We start from the raw sequence: 16,173 nt of genomic DNA, 5'->3' as shown, positions 1-16,173 counted from the left end.
TTCATCATTAATTGGGTGGTCATAGCCTCAGGGCATTTTTTCATCTGCACACCTGCACATTTGAAATCTGCACATCTGAATACACATCAAATAAGGAAATCGTCTATCGCTTTAACCGCGCTTTGATACCTGTCAGCACCGGTGCCGGATATTACTATATAGTTGGCGTTTAGGGCTTGTAGTTCTTTATGCCAAACATCCATAAAATGTTTGCGCATGGTGGGGAAGTTGCGTAAAGGATCGTCCTGCCAGGGCAGATCGATGTTGAGGAGCAGGTATAAATCGTAAGGGTGTTTGGGGAGTTCGTCTAAAACTTCCTTCGGGGCTTCGCCGAACATTTCATCGCTCCATATTTTTACGGTGATAAAAGTGGTATCGCAAATCAAGAGCTTATTGGCCCTGGGTAGCAATTCTTCCTCTAAAGCCAGCTGACCGTAAAACATATTGATCTCATCCTGCCAGGTACATGGTTCCGTAAGTTTCGCGCAATATTCACGCGCATACTCGGGCACGGCGATGGTATTGTAATGCGCCGCAAGGTAATCGCTCATGGTTGATTTACCTGTCGATTCGGGGCCTACTATTGCTATTTTGGGGATGTGGGGCATATTGATGTTTAATACAGGTAGTTTTTAACGTCAACTATGTCATTGCGAGCGCAGCGTGGCAATCTCGTCGCCCTACAGAGCTAATAAGCAAGCGACGAGATTGCTTCGTTCCTCGCAATGACAAGCAGGATAAAAACTATCTTTCCAATTTAGCTACCCGTGTTGGTGTATCGGTGCCCGCAACTATAGTGCGCGAGCTTAGTGCTATAGCCCTTATGGTTGAGGTAATATTGCTTACATCTAATGAGCTGTACTCATCTTTTACCGTATGGTATAACTTATCAATATCAATCTGGTCGGTTGAAATGGTATGGGCCGGTACGCCAACTTTAGCTAATGATGCATTATCGCTGCGGTAAAAAAGGTCCTGGTCTGGATATGGGTCCGGATAAAATTTAAAGGTGGTACCTTCTAAGTTTTTTTGCAGGATTGCCCCAAAGTCCGAACGTTCAAAACCGGTTATAAATGCCGAGTTTGTGCCGAATTTAGACGCCTTGCCAATCATTTCAATATTAAACATAGCAACAACCTTATCTGGCTGAACCTGTGTTGCAAAATACTGCGAGCCAAATTCGCCAATTTCTTCAGCACAAAAAGCTACGAAGATTAACGTGCGGGCGTTGTTATTTAATTTTTTGTAATACTTGGCTAACGAGATAACAGCGGTAGTGCCAGATGCATCGTCATCGGCGCCATTGGCTATGCTATCGCCTTCCATAGGTTTTAAAATACCGAGGTGATCGTAGTGACCGCCAAAAATTACAAACTCCTCTGGCTTGGTTTTACCGGGGATCATGCCGGCAACGTTAAACAGTGGCAGTTCTTCAGTTTTTGCTACGTAGTTTACTTCAAAAGAGCCTACATTATCAACTTTGCCCATTACAAAAACAAGCGGCTGCTGATCTTTGCCTTTAAAAGAAACCGCACCTCTGCCTGCATAATCATGCAGACGTTTAAAAAAGTCTTTAAATTTAGGATCGATAATTAATAAAGCTTTTTTACCGCTGCGCATGGCCGCGCCATATTCCTGCCTTAAATTTTTATCGGCAGTTACCTGTATAACCTGCACATCGGCGTCGGTTTTCCATGAAAATGAAGCTTTGCCCGAAGCAAAAACACTATCGGCAGGGAAAACTTTTCCGTTAATACTTACAGATAGCGATACCGGTGTGCTGCGCAGCATGCTGAAGTTTTGCCTGAAATCTTTATTGCCCGTTAATGGCACCAAACCGGCTTGCTTGTATTCGCCTTCAATAAACTTAGCCGCCTTTTCAATACCAGGGGTAAAGGTGGCGCGGCCCTGCATATCATCGGCCGATAAGGTTTTGATAATGCGGTCAACATCCGTTTGATCTATCAGTTTGTTTACATCCTGGGCAAAGCTGCAGGTGCTGGCGGCCATTAAAGCCGCGGCTAATAATATTTTCTTCATATTGTTATTTGACTTTTGATTGTAGCCAATTGTTACGGAAAGTTTCCTGTTCTTTACTTAATGTTTTGCCAGCTTTTTCAAAGGTGACTACCTCAAAGTTAGGGTTTTCTTCTAAGGTAATAGTGGTTTCATGGTCACCGGTGCGGTTCTTATAATTTATGGTAAGCTTATCGCCCGGTTTTTTTCCGGTTAGTTGATCGTCAAAACCTTTTTGATCTTTAATATCAACGCCGTTTACTTTCATGATCACATCGCCAGCGTCTAAGCCTGCTTTGTAAACCGGCGTACCCATAATGGTGCTTGATTGAATGGGTAAGCCATCGGCGTTAGCGGTACGTGCAAGCCCGGCCCGGCCGCGGGCGGGTGCTGCGGCCAATGAGCCTGCCCAACCTTTACCTGGGTCAACCCGGCGTAATACCAGGCCGGCTTTGGCCAGCAATTCTTCATAATTATTTTTGTCGATGCCGGTAATGTATTTTTTGAAAAACTCGGCAGCAAATTTAGGGTTGCCGGTTACCTTGCCCAGGTCGGTTTGCAAATCGGCCACGGTGTAAGGCTTCATTACCTTACCACGATTAAGCCATACCTGGCGCATGTAATCATCAAGCGTTAAATTAAAATCGCTACGTAAACGCAAATCAAGGGCTAAGGCTATCGCGCCACCGTAAGTGTAGTAGCTGGTATAGTCGTTAGCATTATTGTTTGGGTCGATAGATACGCCCGCGTCTGCAAACACGGCGTAACGGCTCATTTGCGTGGCCGGGTACTTAGCAGCGCCCGGTGTATTTAATACCTGGTTAACCAGGCTTGCTATGGTCCAGGTGTAATCATCTAACTTCACAAAGCCAGATCGCTCTAAAAGTAACTCGCCGTAATACTGGGTAAAACCTTCGGCAAACCAAAGTTCGTTGCTCATGTTGGCATGTTCAAAGTTAAACGGCTCCAATGATTTTGGGCGGATGCGCTTTACATTCCAGCTGTGGAAATACTCATGCGCGAAAACACCAAGTAAACGATTTTCAAGTCCGCCAATTTTGGGTGCCGGGATAGTGATACAGGTTGAATTACGGTGCTCCATACCATCGCCTGCCGCGGCAGGGTTAATATCGCTGATAAAAGTGTACTCGCCGTAATCGTAAACCGGATACTCGCCAAAAACGGCTTTCTCTTCCTGGGTCATGCGGGCTACCATTTTACCAAAGTTGTCAATTACTTCCTGGCTATCGTCGGAGTGTACGGTAAGGTTAATTTTTAGTTTCTTATTATCGGGGTTTACGGCCTCCCACCTCGTTACTTTATAGTCGGATAATTCGGTGGGGCAATCCATCATGTATTGCATATTGGGTGCGCTGTACACGTTTTTGTCTTCGTGTTTAAGCTGAGTAGCTACATGCCAGCCATATTTATCCAGATCATTAAACTGGAACGTTACAGCTCTTTTATCTAAACCAGCAACCCACATAAATGTGGCCGGCATGTTCAAGTGGGCGTGGCTTAAATCTATACTGGTATACGTACCATCGGTATAGTTGCCAAAAAGAGTATAGCTTACCTTAACGGTAGCCGGGTGATCTTCAATTTTGTACACATCGCCTTCAACCTGGGTTAGCACAAGCGGTTTGCCGTTTACGTCTGTAGCGGCTACGTTATAAATGTTTTTGCCAAACTCATGTGTGGCATAACGCCCGGCAGATGAACGGCTCATCCGCAGCAACAAAGGCTCGGCCGGGGCCTGCGGAATGGTGATGGTAACTTCGGCCTCGTGGTGTGCCGCGTTGGGGAACGATATAGAATAATAAATAGCTTTAGGAGCATCCTGTTGCGCCATAACTGCCGAGGCAAACAAAGTAGCAAAAGCGAGTAAAAATCTTTTTTTCATGCAATTTTTATTAACGGGCATGAAAATACGATTAATCGGGGAAATGAATTATATCAATATCATTACGTTGTGGCTTTTATAACTATTAAAACCTTTTCCTTTAATATAGGAAGGTCTTTGATGATCACCTGCCAAATGAGGTCGAAGTCAACTCCAAAATATTCATGAACAAGAATATGCCTCATGCCAATGATCTGCTTCCACTCCATATCAGAAAATAGCACTTTAGTTTCTGGGGTAATGTAGTTTGCGGCTTCACCAATAATTTCAATTTGCTTTACACAGGCAAATCGCATCATCGAATTTTCAAGAAATGACTTTAGATCTGTACTTAACGTATAATTATTGATTTCGTCAATGGCTTCCAAAATATGGAGCAACCTCTGCCGATCACCCATTTTACCTTTCATAGATAAGGATTTTGTCTTTTTCTATAAATGAAGATAAATGTCGGGAGACGGCTTTTGAAGAAACGAGGTCAATTTTTTTATGAAGCTTTTGTTGGATATCCGATTGCATGGTAATAAATCCAAGGCCGATATGTTTAGAATAATCTAAATCGACAAGGATATCTAAATCGCTTTCGCTATCAGCTTCATCACGTGAATAGGAGCCAAAAACATACGCCTTAATTACCGGTTGACCGGAAAAATAATCTTTCAATAACTGTATGTCGGCGATGGAAAGTTGCATGGCATTACAAATATAATAAACTCATTTCATAACACGCTATACCTGGCATACCCATATCAAGGACAATAGCCAATATCGGTTAAGCCATGGAACTATCACTCATAACGCGCACCAATTTCTTAACCAATATTTAACATCAATCTCCATTTAAAATAGGCATTAACAAAATACCGGGGTAATTATCCGTACCTTTAAAGAAATTCCCCAGGCACATGATCCTTTTTTCAAAAAGAAACTTACATTATACCGATTACAAGTGGACAAATTACACCCAAAATGATCCACGGGTAAGCGGCAAGCCTGACGCCACGCCGTTTACCAAAGATGAAGGAAATGAAATGGTATACCTCATCAACAAACTGATGATTATATGGGATTACCGCTTTGCCAACACCGGCAATAAAATGGAAAAACTTATTCACGATAAACTCCCCGAAGACATTCAAACGCAGGTAGCAATCCAGGAATGGCTAAAGTTAAATCTGAAATTTTAAGGTGGTGAATGGTGAGGTGGTGAATAGTGAGTAGAGAAAAAAATTTACTACTCACTACTGACCACTCACCAACCTACTCCTTCTTAAAATCATAAGCGTTACGCTCCACAAAATCAGCAACTTTAACGCGTACCCCGGTAACCTTGCCGTTTTGTACGGTAAAAGGAAACACCGCTTTTCCTAATGTAGGATCGGAAAAGGTTACGTAATAGCGGTTGCCGCCCAATGGCTGCAGTTTGGCAAACATTTTGGGGTGATGCTCAAAACGCATTTCCAGGTCATTATTTTCGCCCTGCGTAACCGTCATTGAGCCATAAAGGCTATTGGTGTATTTGCCAATGTAACTGGTTGGTGGTAATACCGGCTTAGGGCTAAGCAATATGGTATCGCGTATTCTTTTATCCAGGGCAAGATCATTAGCTGCTTTGACTTTAAAATCTGCTAAATAAACGTCGCTATAGTTCCGGAATCCCTGACCAAAGTAGGCATCTAATATATCCCAGCGCAAGGCTTCATAAAACAGGTTTTGATCGGTATTGGTTAAAATGATGATACCCAGGTTATCCTGTGGCGATAGCGTAACCGACGATACATAACCATTAACGCCACCATCATGCATCACCAACCTATGGCCCGAGTAATCCTGTATAAACCAGCCAAGGCCGTAAAGCTCAAAGCTGTTTTCGCCGTTGAGGTGATGAAAATTGCCCACAATATCCTGTGGCTGACGGGTGGCCTGTATGGCGGCCTCCGGGATTACCTGCCGGTTGCCTACCTTGCCGTTATTTAACAAAGCCAATACCCATTTGCTCATATCATTTACCGAAGAGCTGATGGCTCCGGCTGGTGCAAGGCCGTCAATCTGGCAATAAGGTATGGCTGTTAGCCGCCCATCATTAAGGGTATGCGGCACCGTACGGTTTAGTGCTTTGGGCATATCGGCAGTTAAGGCCAGCGTGTTACCCATACCTAAGGGAGCAAAGATGGTTTCTTTTAAATAAACTTCCCAGGGCTTGCCGGTTACTTTAGGAATGATTTGGCCCGCGGTTACAAAAGCCGAATTGGTGTATCCCCACTTAGTGCGGAAGGGGTATGGCGCTTTAATTTGCCCCAGTTTGGTTATCACTTCTTCGCGGGTAAGGTTGGTGTTGTAAAAAGTAAAATCGCCCTGAAAGGTTTGCAAACCTAAGCGGTGGCAAAGTAAATCGCGCACAATGGCCTGCTCGCCGGCCAGTTTGTTATCTAATTTAAATTCGGGAATGTATTTGGTTACCTTATCATCCAAAGAAAGCTTGCCATTGGCTTGTAGCATGGCCAGCGCGGTAGCGGTAAAAGCTTTGGTATTGCTGCCTATCATAAACAAAGTATTGATATCAACCAGGTTGGGCAAACCAAGCTCTTTAATGCCATAACCTTTCATCAATACCACCTTGCCATCTTTTACAATACAAACCGCCGCGCCGGGGATGCGCCAGTTGGTAAGCGCGCGACTTACATACAGGTCAAGACTGTCTTTCACAAACTTGCTCCTATCCGCATGTTGGGCTTGAGTAGTAGTAAATAACGATAGACAAAGAGTAACAGATAGAAGTATTTTTTTCATTACAGGTGTTTTATACTTTGGTAAAGTACTAAATTAACGCAAAATTTACAGAGGCATTGCTTATAAATAAATTAATGCCGCAATCTTAATTCAAAGTATAATTATATGAAATTTAACCGCTCGGGTTTATTATTTTTTGCAGTTGTTTTGTTCATTTTGGGCAACAACAAGGTGCAGGCACAGCGCGCGCCCACGCATTGGGCAAACGATGGTTATCAGTATTACAAAACAACCGGCGGCGAAATTACTGTTTATGACACCCGCGACAGCAGCAAAAAAACAGTTTGGATAAGCGCGGCCATGCTTACTCCCAAAGGGGGCAAGCCCATAGGCGTAAAAAGATTTACGATATCTGATGATGGCAAGAAGGTTTTGATTAACACTAACACCAAAAAAGTGTGGCGTTATGATACCCGCGGTGATTACTGGGTATTTGATACCGGCACCCAAAAGCTTTGGCAAATAGGTAAAAACCTGCCCGAATCGTCATTAATGTTTGCTAAACTATCGCCAGATGGCAGTAAAGCAGCCTACGTAAGCGGGCATAATATTTATGTAGAGGATTTGACAAATGGTGCCGTTAAGCAATTAACAACCGATGGTAGCACAAGACTAATTAACGGTACTTTTGATTGGGCTTATGAAGAAGAGTTTGGCTGCCGCGACGGGTTCCGCTGGTCGCCGGATAGCCGTAATATTGCTTACTGGCAAATTGATGCTACCAAAATTAAAAGCTATTACATGCTGAACACAACAGATTCTATCTATCCGTTTGTGGTACCGGTAGAATACCCTGTAGCGGGCGAAAACCCAAGCTCTGCCAAAATTGGTATCGTTGATGTAAATTCGGCAGCTACCAAATGGATTGATTTGCCGGGCGACCCAATTCAGCATTACATCCCCCGCATGGAGTGGACATTGAACCCTAACGAGATCATTCTGGAACAGGAAAACCGCGCCCAAACCGAAAGTCGCATTTTTGTAGGTAACATATCAAATGGTACAGCCCACATCATCCACGAGGAAAAAAGTGATACCTGGTTGGATGGTAAAGAACGTTGGAACAACGGCGACCCTATTGGCTGGGAGTGGATAAACAAAGGCAAAGACTTTTTATGGGTAAGCGAAAAAGATGGCTGGAAGCACATTTACAAAATAAGCCGCGAAGGCAAGGAAACCCTGATTACCAAAGGCAATTATGATATCATTAACCTGAGTTTGATTGACGAGGCCGGCGGTTACATCTACTTCACCGCATCGCCGGATAATGCAACCCAGAAATATCTGTACAAAATAAAACTTGCCGGTGGCAAAGCCGAGCGCGTATCGCCTGCCGACCAGCCGGGTACACATGGTTATGATATTTCGCCTAACGGTAAAGTGGCCTTGCACAGTTTCAATAACAGCTACACCCCACCGGTTAGCGAGGTTGTTACCCTCCCAGAGCATAAACACATTGGCGGTAAAGTAATTGTATTGAACGCCAATGTTAAAAACAAACCGGAGTTTTTTAAAGTAAAAACCGCCGATGGCATTGAAATGGATGGCTGGATGATGAAACCAACCAATTTCGACCCAAATAAAAAATACCCTGTTTTGTTTACCGTATACAGCGAACCAGCCGGCCAAACGGTAACCGATACCTGGGGGGCCGGTCGTAACGGTTTATATGTAGGTAGCATGGCCGATGATGGTTACATATACATGTCTGTTGAAGGCCGTGGCGCGCCTGCGCCAAAAGGCACCGCGTGGCGTAAAGCTATTTACAAAAACATAGGCATTGTTAACGTGCGCGACCAGGCTATGGCCGCTAAAGAGATCATCAAATGGCCTTTTATCGATTCGACCCGTATAGCGGTACATGGCTGGAGCGGTGGCGGTTCAACAACCTTAAACCTGATGTTCCAATATCCGGATATTTATAAAACAGGCATAGCGGTGGCCGCAGTTGGCGATCAGCTTACTTATGATAATATTTACCAGGAACGGTATATGGGCGTACCGATTGATGATGCAGGTCGTGCGCCTTTCATCAAAGGCTCGCCTATCACTTATGCCAAAAACTTAAGAGGTAACCTATTGTATATTCACGGTACAGGTGATGATAACGTACACTACAAAAACGCCGAGGAGCTGATTGACGAATTGGTTAAATACAACCGCCAATTTCAGCTCATGTCGTACCCTAACCGTACGCATGGTATTTTTGAAGGGCCGGGTACATCATTGCACCTGCACACCTTGTTTACCCAATATTTAAAGGAAAAATGCCCTCCGGGAGGCAGATAATTATTGAATACTTAAAAACTCCTTTTAACGTCGGCTGACCAAAATCAGCCGGCCTTTTGTTTTAATGGAGATTTGAACACTTCAACCCGCTTAAGATGTATAACCTACACTCTTCAAACGTATATTAAGCCGCTGATTTTAAACTCATACCAATATATTATTTATAATCTTTCTAAATAAATTTGGACCAATTGTCATAATGGAGTACTTTTGACTATTATTTATAATTAGTCTAAATAAAATGACACAACCCCAACTATCTTTTCACAGACTCTTCGCTCTGTTTTTTTTGTCAGCTATATTACTCTTTAGTTCTCGTCCCGTACTTGCACAGCAAAACCGCGGCACAATAAAAGGACATATTTCAACTACTAATGGTCAGCCTGCCGATAACGTTTCGGTCATGTTAAAAGGCACCAAATTTGGTACTGTTACCAACGAAGACGGTGATTTTGAATTTCGTGCCGTCCAGGGCAAATACACCCTGGTAATTTCGCAGGTTGGCAGCAAAGGCCAGGAAAGCAGCATTGAAGTTACGGCAGGGCAAACGGTAACAGTTCCTGCTGTCACCGTATCAGATGCTACTCACGGTTTGCAGGAAGTTAACATCAATTCAAACAAAACCAACAAGTTTAAAAGCAGGAAAAGTGTTGACGTTAGCAAAATGCCATTAAATAACCTCGAAAACGCATCGGTTTATAATACTATCAGCAGCCAGCTGCTACAGGAGCAACAGGTATTTTCTGTTGATGACGCAATCCGCAACGCGTCGGGCATCCAAAAAATGTGGGAAGCAACCGGCCGTGGCGGCGATGGTGGCTCTTACTACAACAGCCGTGGTTTTATTGTACAAAGTGGTTTACGCAATGGACTGGCCGGTAACATCACCAATACCATTGATGCGGCTAATATCCAAAGCATCGAAATTATTAAAGGCCCATCTGCCACTTTGTTCGGCAGTAGCTTAACATCATATGGTGGTTTAATTAACAGGGTAACTAAAAAACCTTTTGACTCTTTTGGCGGCGAAGTTTCGGCATCGGGAGGTAACTTTGATTTTCAACGGGTGAGCGCCGATATCAACACGCCACTTGATGCTAAGAAAAAAGTACTTTTCCGTTTAAACACCGCTTATAACCACGAAGGAAGTTTTCAAACTACCGGTTTTTCCCGTAACGTATTCATTGCGCCAAGCTTATTATATAATGTAAACGACAGGCTAAGCATTTCATTTGATGCAGAACTATCATACGGTAAAAACATTGGTAAATCCATCTTCTTTTTCCCTTATGGCGTAACCATCGCTCAATTGGGGTATAGCAGCGCCGATAAATTACCGCTTGATTACAAACAAAGCTACGCCGGTAACGATTTGACGCAGACATCACGAAACGCCAATTTTTTTGGCGAGATAAAATATAAAATCTCCAACTCGTGGACCTCACGTACCAACATCGCCGCTACACACAGCTACTCTGATGGTTTCGGTCCGTATTTTTACCTGATGCCGCATGATTCCATTTCCCGCAATGATCAGTCGACCAAAAACAGTTATGATGACATGATCGAAATTCAGCAAAACTTTAATGGCGATTTCAAGATTGGCAAATTCCGCAACAGGGTTGTTGCCGGGTTAGATTTCTTCAGGGACAACTCCAAACAATACTTTTTTGGCAGCACGCTTGATGCCGTATCATTACAAGGCAACCAGGATTACACTAACTTTAATAAAGCCGCTATGGATGCCATTTACGCCACCGGCACCCCGGGCTACACCTATCCGTACATGTACATCAGAAATACATACAGCGCGTATGTATCAGATGTATTTAATATTACCGATCAGTTAATCGCTTCGGCAGGTTTACGCGTTGATCGTTTTGTGAACATTGGCAATGTTGATCCAACAACCAAAACAGTATCTGGCGGTTATCAGCAAACGGCTTTCTCGCCAAAGTTCGGTTTGGTTTATCAGCCAATTAAAGATCATTTATCATTATTTGCCAACTACCAAAACAGTTTCCGTAACCAAACCGGTATTACCGAAGACAACAAACCACTTAAGCCAGAGCATGCCAACCAAATTGAAGGTGGTGTAAAGGTTGATTTGTTTGATGGCAAATTAAGCGGTACGGTAAGCTACTACGATATAAAGGTTAAAGATATCACTCGCCCATCATCTGTTCCAAACCGTGTACTGCAGGATGGTACCCAGCTAAGCAAAGGCATCGAAACAGAAATTATAGCCAACCCCATTGCCGGTTTAAACGCTGTATTAGGTTTCTCTTATAACTACTCGAAATACGATGCCACAACCAATACTGATGTAGCTAATCGCCGCCCAGGTACAGCATCATCACCTTACCTTGCTAATTTTTGGGTAAGCTACCGTTTACAAAAAGGCGCGGTTAAAGGCCTGGGCTTGGGTTTTGGCGGTAACTATGCCAGCGATAATACAATTATCAACAGCGTAAGCCAGGGTGTATTTAAATTGCCTGCTTACACCGTATTTAACTCATCTGTATTTTACGATATTAAACACTACAGGTTAGGTTTTAAAATGGACAACCTTACCAACGAACAATACTGGATAGGTTACACCACCGTTAACCCACAAAAATTGAGGAACTACGCTCTTACATTTACCTATAAATTCTGATATGACGTTTAAAAAAGTCATGTTATTTATCCACCGCTGGCTCGGCTTTATTGCCGGGCTTGTGGTGGTTATTGTAAGTATTACCGGCTGTCTGTTTTGTTTTCAGGACGAGATACAGGATGCCCTATACAGCTACCGGCATGTAGAAACTGTACACAAACCCTACCTGCCCCCATCTGCCTTAAAAGCCGAAGGATTAAAAGCCCATAACGGCTCGACCGCCAGTTATTTATATTATTACGGTAAAGACAGGCCCGCCGGCTTACTGGTTAACCTGCCTAAAGAACAGGGCATGTTATACGTATACATGAACCCCTACACCGGCAAGGTGATCCATGAAGAAAATCCGACTAAAAACTTTTTCATCATAGTTGAATATATCCACCTGTACCTGTTGATGCCACCTAAAATTGGCAGCCTGGTGGTGGGTATTTCGGTTATTATTTTTATTGTGCTGATGATAACCGGCATCATCCTGTGGTGGCCAAAACGTAAAACCGACCGGAAGCGCAGCCTAACCATAAAATGGAACGGCCGGTGGCGCAGGGTTAATTACGATTTGCACAACGTATTGGGCTTTTATGCTACCAGCGTTGCCATTATATTGGCGCTAACGGGCCTATCCATGGTTTTCGATGTGGTACGGGAAGGCATTTATTCAACTGCCAACCTGGGCAAGGCCTATCCGTCAGAAAAGGAGTTCCCTAAATCCGATTCACTTTTAAAAACTAAGGTTGATAACCGTTTTGTGATTGACAGAGCATTTGCCCAGGCACAAGCCTTATCACCTCAGGCGCGAATGTTCCTGATTTTTGATGATGCCTCAGCCGCCGGTACTATCGGCATAACAGCTTATGCGCAAAGCCTTCATTTTTATAAAAGCGATAGCTACTCTTTTGAAAAGTATACCGGCAAGCTTTTAAAGCAAACCCTTCATACACAGAAAAGCCCCGGCATGAAAATGAACGATATGAATTATGATTTGCACGTAGGCCAGGTACTTGGCTTAACAGGTAAGATCATCGCGTTTTTAGCCAGCCTTATCAGTGCATCATTACCTGTTACCGGTTTTATAATCTGGCTGGGTAAACGCAAAAAGGGAAAAGGAAAAAAAGCAAAGAATGTGGTACACAGGCGGGTGGTGAAGCCGCAGGATGCTTAGTATTGCAGACCCAGACTTACGAAGTTTAAAAAACTTCGTAAGTCTTTCGCCGCTCTATTACTGAACTCCCGCGAGCTTTCAGCTCGTGGGTATCATGGTTGCAGCTTTCAGCTGCCCTCCTGTCCTTCAGCGTTATTTTAACGGAAGCCAAAGGCTTCAGCCAGCTTTTCTCACGAGTTACGCTACGCTAACCTCGCGGGAGTTAGATTTAAAAGTCTCCCCTTCAGGGGAGATTTAGAGGCTGCCTCTATTTCCCCTTCACCACCTCCACTTGCTCCGCCAGCAAATCATCTGTCAGCCTTTCAAATTCGTTGGTAAATTCGGTATAATACACACCTGTACCCGGACCGCTAAAGCCGGTGTGAATTTTGCGTACATCGCCGCTTTTATCAATAATGATAGTAGTAGGGAAACCTACTACTTTTGATAGCATGGGCAGGCTTTTGCTGGTTTCGGCTTTATCGCTGGTGTAACCGGTTATCAGCAACGGATAAGGCACGTTAAAACGGTTTTTAACCTGCAACAGTGCTTTTTGCGATTTGGCAAAATCATTGGTACGCTCGTAGGCAAGGCCAACCACTTCAACGCCTTTAGCCTGGTATTTTTTGTAGTAGTTTACCATGTAGGCGGTTTCATCCATACAATTAGGGCACCATGAACCCAAAATCTGTACTATAACTACTTTGTTTTTGTATCGGGCATCCTGTAGGGAAACGGTGTTGCCATTGATATCTTTAAAAGAAAAATCTATCTTTTTAAAACCGGGCTTTAAAGCCGTTAACGAATAGGCATCGGGCAATTTGGCGTTCGCGTCTTTTACGGCAGTCCATGACTGCACGCTTGAGTAACCCGCGTAAAACTTGCCATCGGTAATGGTTTTACCCTCTTTAATTGTAGCGGTAAAAGTATAAGCATGGCCACCATCAAAGCAGGATAGATATAGTTTATCGCCGGTAACAATACCTTCAAGATAACGATAATCGCCGGTGGTGGTTAAAAAGGTACCGGTAAGTTTTGCACCAACCTGTTTAAATTCGCCAACTGTGGTATCGGCACCCGCGCCTTCGCCAATAATGGCCGACCATCTGCCCCTTACATTAAAAGTAGCTTTTTCGGGGTTCTTAAAAAAACGCCAGGCTGTATTAGGTTCGGCGGCAAAAGGGGTTAATACATCCTGGTTGGCCAGGTGCTTTACCCATGCTCCGCTTAATTTACCGTCGTTTAGTTTCAGTTTAAATTCCGAATTAAAAAGCGGCATATGGATAAAAACCGAATCGCCCTGAACCACAACATCGGTTACTTTAAAGCGCTCGGCACCATTAATAATAGCCAGCTGCTGTTTACCTGCTGTATCCTTTACATCAAAATTAAAAGGGATCTCGGCACCCGATTTGGTGGTTAATGCGCCGCGCCAAATACCTGTTTTAAGTTTGGTTTGTGCCGATGCCGCTTGTAATAATAAAGCGTATGATAAAGTGCTTATGATGGATTTGAAATTCATGTTGAACAAAAATAGTCTACTAATTTAATATACTTTTTCAAAAGTATAAAAATCAGCCCGTTATTTCAACACTTCGCGCGAAATGACAATCCGCTGAATTTCTGATGTACCCTCGTAAATCTGGGTTATTTTGGCATCGCGCATCATCCGTTCTACATGGTATTCTTTTACATATCCGTATCCGCCGTGAATTTGCACGGCCTCCACAGTAACCCGCATAGCCACGTCAGATGCAAACAGCTTGGCCATGGAGCTGGCCTGGGCATAAGGCTGCCCATGATCCTTTAGCCAGGCGGCTTTAAGGCAAAGCAAGCGTGCGGCTTCAATCTCGGTAGCCATATCGGCCAGTTTAAACTGAATGGCCTGCAAATCGGCAAGTGATTTGCCAAAGGCTTTACGTTCTTTTGAATATTGCAATGCAAGTTCATAAGCGCCGGCTGCTATACCCAAAGCCTGGGCGGCAATACCTATGCGGCCTCCTCCCAACAATGTCATGGCGAAGGTAAAACCAAAGCCGTCATCGCCTATACGGTTCTCCTTAGGCACTTTAACATCACTAAACATAATGGAGTGCGTATCTGAACCGCGTACACCCATTTTATTTTCTTTGGCGCCAATGGTAAAACCCTCCATTCCTTTTTCAATAATAAAAGCGTTGATGCCGTGATGCTTTTTAGCGGCATCGGTTTGGGCCATTACAATATAGGTAGATGCGGTGCTTCCATTGGTGATCCAGTTTTTAGTACCGTTAAGCAGGTAATGATCGCCCATATCAATAGCGGTGGTACGCTGCGAGGTTGCATCGGAGCCGGCTTCGGGTTCCGAAAGGCAAAACGCCCCGATGTGCTCGCCTTTGGCTAAGGGAACAAGGTATTTTTGTTTTTGAGCTTCGGTGCCAAACTTTTCGAGTCCGGTACAAACCAGCGAGTTATTTACCGATAATATAACGGCTACCGAAGCGTCTACCTTGGCTATCTCTTCCATAGCCAGTACATAGGATATGGCATCCATGCCGCTACCGCCATATTGTGGCGCTACCATCATCCCTAAAAACCCTAATTCTCCTAATTTTTTTATCTCTCCGGCGGGAAACTTCTGGTGCTCATCGCGCTCAATTACGCCGGGTTTTAATTCTGTTTGGGCAAAATCGCAGGCAGCCTGCTTAATCATCAGCTGCTCTTCTGTAAATTCAAAATGCATAGTATGATAAAAACATAAATATATAAAAAGCTATGCATGCATAGCAAATAAAATTATGCACAAAAAAAAGAGAGCCTTTTTGGAAGCTCCCTTTCCCCTAATTAATTTAAACTATTGATTAAACCCAAAACAAAGAACAAAAAATCTCAACTTGGGCGTCTGAGAATTCAAAAAAAGTTTTTCACAGGTAGGTGATTTTAATTTTTTTCACAGATCGTATGCAGGGCGAATTGTAGTAAACAAATTTGTTGCCAATAATTGATGACGGTTAAACTTTTATCGAATAAAATAGTTTACTTAAGCATATTATTACCAATATTTTTTCACGAACTTTAAATACTGTTTGCTAAATATTTTTGAAGCCCCTATCAAAGATCAATGTAAAATTAATCTTACCCAACAATGCTACTTACTGATTTTGAATACCTTAGCAATTCCGACGAGGCTTTTAAGAAGAAAATCGCGCTACAGATCAAAAATTTACGACGCCAGAACCAGGTTACACAAGAGAAATTTTTTAGCGAAACTAACATCAATATAGCCCGACTGGAGTCGGGGAAAATAGATATCCGGCTGGATACGCTCCGAAAAGTTTGTTATTATTTTGATGTTTCTTTGGCTGGTTTTTTTCAGGGCATTTATTGAGGCTGCCT

Annotated in this window: 13 protein-coding genes; 5 read left to right on the top strand and 8 right to left on the bottom strand. The window is 43.4% G+C overall.

Annotated features, from left to right (window positions below):
- Positions 1-86 precede the first annotated feature (86 nt).
- The 5 genes from QWZ17_RS07230 to QWZ17_RS07210 form a co-directional block, all read right to left on the bottom strand.
- A complete protein-coding gene (locus tag QWZ17_RS07230; RefSeq protein WP_290304418.1) occupies positions 87-608 on the bottom strand; it encodes an ATP-binding protein in 522 nt (173 codons plus the stop codon).
- A gap of 136 nt (positions 609-744) precedes the next feature.
- Positions 745-2,040, bottom strand: coding sequence for a M20/M25/M40 family metallo-hydrolase (locus QWZ17_RS07225; protein ID WP_290304417.1), 1,296 nt, complete (start codon positions 2,038-2,040; stop codon positions 745-747).
- A 4-nt stretch (positions 2,041-2,044) separates the two neighbouring features.
- Positions 2,045-3,919 carry a M61 family metallopeptidase gene (locus QWZ17_RS07220; protein ID WP_290304416.1) on the bottom strand — a complete coding sequence of 625 codons (1,875 nt, stop codon included), beginning with the start codon at positions 3,917-3,919 and terminating at the stop codon, positions 2,045-2,047.
- Positions 3,920-3,981: 62 nt separating this feature from the next.
- Positions 3,982-4,329: a HepT-like ribonuclease domain-containing protein gene (locus QWZ17_RS07215; RefSeq protein WP_290304415.1), complete on the bottom strand. Its 348-nt coding sequence runs from the start codon at positions 4,327-4,329 to the stop codon at positions 3,982-3,984.
- A complete protein-coding gene (locus QWZ17_RS07210) occupies positions 4,319-4,612 on the bottom strand; it encodes a nucleotidyltransferase family protein (protein ID WP_290304414.1) in 294 nt (97 codons plus the stop codon). The genes QWZ17_RS07215 and QWZ17_RS07210 overlap by 11 nt, the downstream gene beginning before the upstream one ends.
- Positions 4,613-4,824: 212 nt before the next feature.
- On the opposite strand from QWZ17_RS07210, the gene QWZ17_RS07205 reads away from it, so the two are divergent.
- Positions 4,825-5,106: a hypothetical protein gene (locus tag QWZ17_RS07205; protein ID WP_290304413.1), complete on the top strand. Its 282-nt coding sequence runs from the start codon at positions 4,825-4,827 to the stop codon at positions 5,104-5,106.
- 73 nt (positions 5,107-5,179) lie between these two features.
- Here QWZ17_RS07205 and QWZ17_RS07200 read toward each other — a convergent pair whose 3' ends face one another.
- Complete coding sequence (locus tag QWZ17_RS07200; RefSeq protein WP_290304412.1) at positions 5,180-6,709, bottom strand: serine hydrolase; 1,530 nt, start codon at positions 6,707-6,709, stop codon at positions 5,180-5,182.
- Between the two features lie 105 nt (positions 6,710-6,814).
- On the opposite strand from QWZ17_RS07200, the gene QWZ17_RS07195 reads away from it, so the two are divergent.
- The 3 genes from QWZ17_RS07195 to QWZ17_RS07185 all read left to right on the top strand — a co-directional run bounded on the left by QWZ17_RS07195 (position 6,815) and on the right by QWZ17_RS07185 (position 12,819).
- Positions 6,815-8,998: a S9 family peptidase gene (locus QWZ17_RS07195; RefSeq protein WP_290304411.1), complete on the top strand. Its 2,184-nt coding sequence runs from the start codon at positions 6,815-6,817 to the stop codon at positions 8,996-8,998.
- Between the two features lie 241 nt (positions 8,999-9,239).
- Positions 9,240-11,657, top strand: a complete 2,418-nt coding sequence (locus QWZ17_RS07190) for a TonB-dependent receptor (protein WP_290304410.1) — start codon at positions 9,240-9,242, stop codon at positions 11,655-11,657.
- A gap of 1 nt (position 11,658) precedes the next feature.
- Positions 11,659-12,819 (top strand): PepSY-associated TM helix domain-containing protein, encoded by a 1,161-nt coding sequence (locus QWZ17_RS07185; protein ID WP_290304409.1) that lies wholly within the window; start codon positions 11,659-11,661, stop codon positions 12,817-12,819.
- Positions 12,820-13,066: 247 nt separating this feature from the next.
- On the opposite strand, the gene QWZ17_RS07180 is transcribed toward QWZ17_RS07185, so the two are convergent.
- A complete protein-coding gene (locus QWZ17_RS07180; RefSeq protein WP_290304408.1) occupies positions 13,067-14,320 on the bottom strand; it encodes a peroxiredoxin family protein in 1,254 nt (417 codons plus the stop codon).
- A gap of 60 nt (positions 14,321-14,380) precedes the next feature.
- Positions 14,381-15,520 carry an acyl-CoA dehydrogenase gene (locus tag QWZ17_RS07175; RefSeq protein WP_290304406.1) on the bottom strand — a complete coding sequence of 380 codons (1,140 nt, stop codon included), beginning with the start codon at positions 15,518-15,520 and terminating at the stop codon, positions 14,381-14,383.
- A 402-nt stretch (positions 15,521-15,922) separates the two neighbouring features.
- Here QWZ17_RS07175 and QWZ17_RS07170 point away from each other — a divergent pair, with 402 nt between their 5' ends.
- A complete protein-coding gene (locus QWZ17_RS07170) occupies positions 15,923-16,165 on the top strand; it encodes a helix-turn-helix domain-containing protein (protein WP_290304404.1) in 243 nt (80 codons plus the stop codon).
- Positions 16,166-16,173: the final 8 nt, after the last annotated feature.

The organism is Mucilaginibacter flavus (genome assembly GCF_030409315.1).
Classification (GTDB): Bacteria; Bacteroidota; Bacteroidia; order Sphingobacteriales; family Sphingobacteriaceae; genus Mucilaginibacter; species Mucilaginibacter flavus.
This window is presented reverse-complemented; position numbering and strand designations above follow the sequence as displayed.